Genomic DNA, 4817 nt, shown 5'->3' with positions numbered 1-4817 from the left:
GCCGGCTTTTCTCCGGCGAGACCCGGCGCGCGGCCCGGCTCGGGCTTAAGCACCTGCTGTACCTGGGAGGCCTCGGGCGTTCCCGCGCGCGGTTTCACCGGCAGTTCCTTGCCCTCGAACACCAGGCGGATCTCGTTGGCATCGAGGGTTTCGCGCTCCAGCAGCGTCTCCGCCAGCCGGACCAGCTTCTCGCGATTCTCTTCCAGAAGCCGCTTGGCGGTGTTGTAGCCCTGGTCGGCGATGCGGCGCACTTCCTGGTCGATCTTGATGGCGGTTTCCTCGCTGTAGTCGCGATGCTGCGCGATCTCGCGTCCCAGGAAGATCTGCTCTTCCTTCTTGCCGAAGGTGATGGGACCCAGTTCGCTCATGCCCCACTCGCAGACCATCTTGCGCGCCAGCTCGGTGGCCTGCTCGATGTCGTTGCCGGCGCCGGTGGTGCGCTGGTCGAGGAACAGTTCCTCGGCCAGGCGACCGCCCATCATGATGGCGATGCGCGTCTCCAGGTAGTTCTTGCTGTAAGTGTGCTTGTCATCCAGCGGCAACTGCATGGTGACGCCCAGCGCCATGCCGCGCGGGATGATGGTGACCTTGTGGATGGGATCGGCCTCGGGCAGCATCACCGCCACCAGCGCGTGGCCCGCCTCGTGATAGGCCGTGACTTTCTTTTCCCTCTCGCTCAGCAGCAGCGACTTGCGCTCCGCGCCCATCAGGACCTTGTCCTTGGCGAGTTCGAAGTCGTACATGGTGACGCTCTTGCGGTTGTTGCGAGCGGCATTGAGCGCGGCTTCGTTCACCAGGTTGGCGAGGTCGGCGCCACTGAAGCCCGGCGAGCCGCGCGCGATCACCATCAGGTCCACGTCTTCGTGCAGCGGGATGCGGCGGGTGTGCACGCGCAGGATCTCGTCGCGTCCGCGTACATCGGGCAGCGGCACCACCACGCGGCGGTCGAAGCGGCCCGGGCGCAGCAGCGCCGGGTCCAGTACGTCCGGACGGTTGGTGGCGGCAATCAGGATCACGCCTTCGTTGGACTCGAAGCCGTCCATCTCCACCAGCAACTGGTTCAACGTTTGCTCGCGCTCGTCGTGCCCGCCGCCCAGCCCGGCGCCGCGGTGGCGGCCGACGGCATCGATCTCGTCGATGAAGATGATGCAGGGCGCGTTCTTCTTGCCCTGCTCGAACAGATCGCGGACGCGGCTGGCGCCGACGCCCACGAACATCTCTACGAAGTCCGAGCCGGAGATGGAGAAGAAGGGCACGTTGGCTTCACCGGCCACGGCCCGCGCCAGCAGCGTCTTGCCGGTACCCGGAGGCCCGACCAGCAGCACTCCCTTGGGGATGCGCCCGCCCAGCTTCTGGAACTTCTGCGCCTCGCGCAGAAACTCGATGATCTCCCGCAACTCTTCCTTGGCTTCATCCACGCCGGCCACGTCCTTGAACGTGACCTTCTTCTGCTGCATGGAGAGCAGGCGCGCGCGGCTCTTGCCGAACGACAGCGCCTTGTTTCCGCCCATCTGCATCTGGCGGATCATGAACACCCACAGCCCGATCAGCAGCAGTACCGGGGCCAGGCCCAGCAGCCAGCTCGACCAGGTTCCACCCTGCACGTCCTTCACCTTGATGCTGACGCCCTTGTCCCGCAGGATGGTGATCATGTCGGGGTAGTTGGTGGGGACGGTGGTGTGGAAGATCGCGTTCTCTTCGCGGTACTTGCCGCGCACTTCGGCGCCGATGATGGTGACTTCCCCGATCTTGCCCTGGTCCACCTGGTTCATGAAGTCGGAGAAGCTGATTTCGCGCTCCTGCACGCCGGCTCCGCCGGCCCGCACCACCAGGTGCCACAGCAGAACCGCGGACACCGCAATCAGCACCCAGAACACGATGGTCTTGACGGTCGAATTCACTACGCGCTCCTCTGAAAAAGGCCGCTCCCGGCTATGCCCTGGGCGGCTTTTTGGGACCTATGCAAACAATTAGATGCCGCCCAGGCCTGCTTCGGCCCGGGATTCAGCCTTCACCTACGGATTGTACCTGTTTTGGTCGCGCTACACCGCTCTTATCATCGGCCCCGGCCCGGGTGCCAGCAAGATTACCGGCGTAACCGGGTAATCGGCCTGACAACCACCCAAGGAGTGAGGAACGCGTTCTACCGTGCCGGTTTGGAGGCCGCGGCGGTGGTGGCCACATAGGGGAGGTTGCGTCCCAGGGCGGGGCCGCCCAGGCCGTAGCCGACCACGAAGGAATTATCGATCTGGAACCCGAAATAATCGGGCTGCAAGGCGATGCGCCGCGCCGACTGCTTGTCCAGCAGCGTGACCAGCTTCACCGACACCGCGCCCCGGCCCATCAGGTTGCGCATGAGGAAGTCCGAGGTCACGCCCGATTCCACCAGCGCCTCCACCAGGATCACGTGCTGGCCTTCCACGTGCACTTCGGGGCTGTAAAAGATCTCGGTGCTTTCGCTGGCGCCCTGCAGCTTTTCCTTCATCTCCGGCTTCAGGAACTGGCACACGACGGGGACCTCGAGGGCGCGCATCAGGTCCGCCATGAAGATGAAGCTGTCCTCCAGGACGCCCACGGCGTAGAGCGTCTTACCCTGATAGTCGGTCGAGATCTGGCGCGCGATCTCGCCCACCCGCTTGGAGATCTGCTCCGCGCTGATCAGCGTCTTCAGGCTCTTCAGGCTCGCGCCGTTCTGTTTCACGTACCTGCCTCAGGAGAAGATGTTGTGTCCCGCTCGGCGATTCCCGCCGGCACTTCCTCAATCAACAGCGCATCGCTGGCCACGCTGGCCACGAATGCCTGCGCCCCGGCAAAACCGCGGATCCAAACGATCTCGGAGCCGCTGGCCACCACCGGCCACAGCCGGCGGTCGGGACCGGCGACGCGCCGCGCGGCGAGCAGTTCCTTTACTTTCTTCGGCGACTTGCTGTGCGCCGGCCAGAATCGGTCTCCGGCGCGCCAGTTGCGCACGACCAGTTCCGGTTCGAGCTTCCGGGGCTCCAGAAAGCGGCCCCGATTATACTCCGCCTTTCCGGCCGCCGAAGCCACCAAAGAGGCGCGGATCACGGTGCCCAGTTCGGTGACTTCCACCTCGCCGGGAACCCGCAGGCGATACTCGTACTCGGCGGGACCAGCGCTTTCGGCGCGCTTCTGGAACACCAAGCGGCCGCGCAACAGGGCCGCCTGCCGGCCCTCCGGCAGGTCGCAGGAAGAGGGAGCGCCGCGGCCTGCCAGCAGGCTCCGCACTTCTTCGCAATGATGGAAGCTGAGCCGCAGACCCGCGGCCTGGGCTGCGGCGCGCAGCAAGCGGCGCTGCACCGCCACCGGCTGCCGGCGGAGCGCGGCAGCGTCGAGCGAAAGCCCGGAGGTGGCCTCTTCTGCAAGCTGCGACAGGAGCCGCGCAACTTCCTCTTGCCAGAACTCTTCCTCGCCACGCGCGATCTCCGCCGTGTCCGCCAGCACCGGGACGATGCCCGGGCTGTACTCGCGCTCCAGCAACGGCAGCAGCTCGTGACGCACGCGGTTGCGCGCATGGCGAAGGTCTACGTTCATGGGGTCCTCGCGCCAGGCTTGTCCCAGTCCGCGCAGGTAGTCTTCCACCTCGCCGCGGCGCACGGTGAGAAGCGGCCGGATCACTGCGCCCTGCTTTTCTTGCTTGCGGGGGTAGATTCCCGCCAGCCCGCGCGTTCCTGCACCGCGCAGCAGTCGCAGCAGCACCGTCTCTGCCTGGTCGTCGGCGGTGTGCGCGGTAGCCACGGAATCCAAGGCACCTTCTTGCAACAGTTTGCGAAACCAGGCGTAGCGCAGTTCGCGCGCCGCTTCTTCCAGCGTGAGCTTGCGTGCCCGCGCGGTGGCGGGGGCGTCGCCGCGTTCGCTCAGAAAAACCAGGCCGTGGGCCTCGGCCAACGACGCCGCGAACCTCTGGTCGGCGTCGGCCCCCTCCCCACGGATGCCATGGTGGAAGTGCAGCACGGAAACCACAATCCCCAGTGGCTCGCGCAGCTCGACCAGCGCCCGCAGCATGGCTACCGAATCCGCCCCGCCCGAGACGGCCGCGCCCACGCGTTCGCCCGCTGGCAGCAGGCCATGTTCGCGCACGTAGGCCAGGATCTTTTCCGTCAGCCGCACGCTATCATCGTACTCCCGGCACGGCGGGCGGAAGCCGCCGGCCATGCAAGAATCCCGGAGCGGGACGTTCCAGCGCCAAGGGGAGGAACCATGCGCCTTCGTGTTGCGTTTCTGGGCTGGCTGCTGTTGCAGACCGCGGCCTTCGCCCAGCGCGGAAGTGGCCAGGCCAACTATCCCTTCGCCACCATCCGCCACGCTTGTGGTCCCACCGACGGCCCCGCGCTCCAGATCACGCTCACCAAGGTGCCGAATCCGGGGAAGAACTCCGCCCGGCTCTTCCTCACCCTGTACGGGGACTTACCGCAAGCCCCGTTGACCCAGCCGCGTCACTTCGACCTGGGACAGCGGGCGGCGGGCGATGCGGTGCGCTGTCCGAAGCCCAACGCTTGTGAGAGTGCGGAGCGAGGTAGCCTGGTGCTCGAACGCCTCGACGGCGCCGGCGCCCACGGCACCTACGAACTCTTCTTCAAGGACGGTTCCCAGGAGCGCGGCCGCTTCAAGGCGGCGTGGAAGGAGATTCGCGAAGCCTGCGGCTGAAACCTGCCTGCTGCCGCCCGGCTCCTGCCTCACTGCACGATCTCATTTGCCTCCGCCTGCCACATGGCCTCGAACGCCTGTTGGAAGGCGCGCACCTGGGCAGGATCGTTGGTGAAATGGGCGTTGTTGTCCTGGCGTTTCAGCCCGGCAGC

Annotated in this window: 4 protein-coding genes; 1 reads left to right on the top strand and 3 read right to left on the bottom strand. The window is 66.1% G+C overall.

What is annotated here, in order from left to right:
* From ftsH to tilS, 3 genes are all read right to left on the bottom strand, one after another.
* Positions 1 to 1901: ATP-dependent zinc metalloprotease FtsH (gene ftsH / locus VLE48_08635; GenBank protein HSA93062.1), on the bottom strand; the 1901-nt coding region annotated here is incomplete at its 3' end.
* Positions 1902 to 2143: 242 nt separating this feature from the next.
* Positions 2144 to 2701 (bottom strand): phosphoribosyltransferase family protein, encoded by a 558-nt coding sequence (locus VLE48_08630; GenBank protein ID HSA93061.1) that lies wholly within the window; start codon positions 2699 to 2701, stop codon positions 2144 to 2146.
* A complete protein-coding gene (tilS, locus tag VLE48_08625) occupies positions 2698 to 4173 on the bottom strand; it encodes a tRNA lysidine(34) synthetase TilS (GenBank protein HSA93060.1) in 1476 nt (491 codons plus the stop codon). Before tilS ends, VLE48_08630 begins: the two co-directional genes overlap by 4 nt.
* A 45-nt stretch (positions 4174 to 4218) precedes the next feature.
* On the opposite strand from tilS, the gene VLE48_08620 reads away from it, so the two are divergent.
* Entirely contained in the window at positions 4219 to 4665 is a 447-nt protein-coding gene (locus VLE48_08620) for a hypothetical protein (GenBank protein ID HSA93059.1), read from the top strand.
* Positions 4666 to 4817: the final 152 nt, after the last annotated feature.

The sequence above is a fragment of the Terriglobales bacterium genome, from assembly GCA_035454605.1.
In the GTDB taxonomy this organism is placed as follows: Bacteria; Acidobacteriota; Terriglobia; order Terriglobales; family Acidobacteriaceae; genus DATMAB01.
The sequence above is the reverse complement of the archived record's forward strand: the minus strand, read 5'-3'. Positions and strand labels throughout refer to the sequence as shown.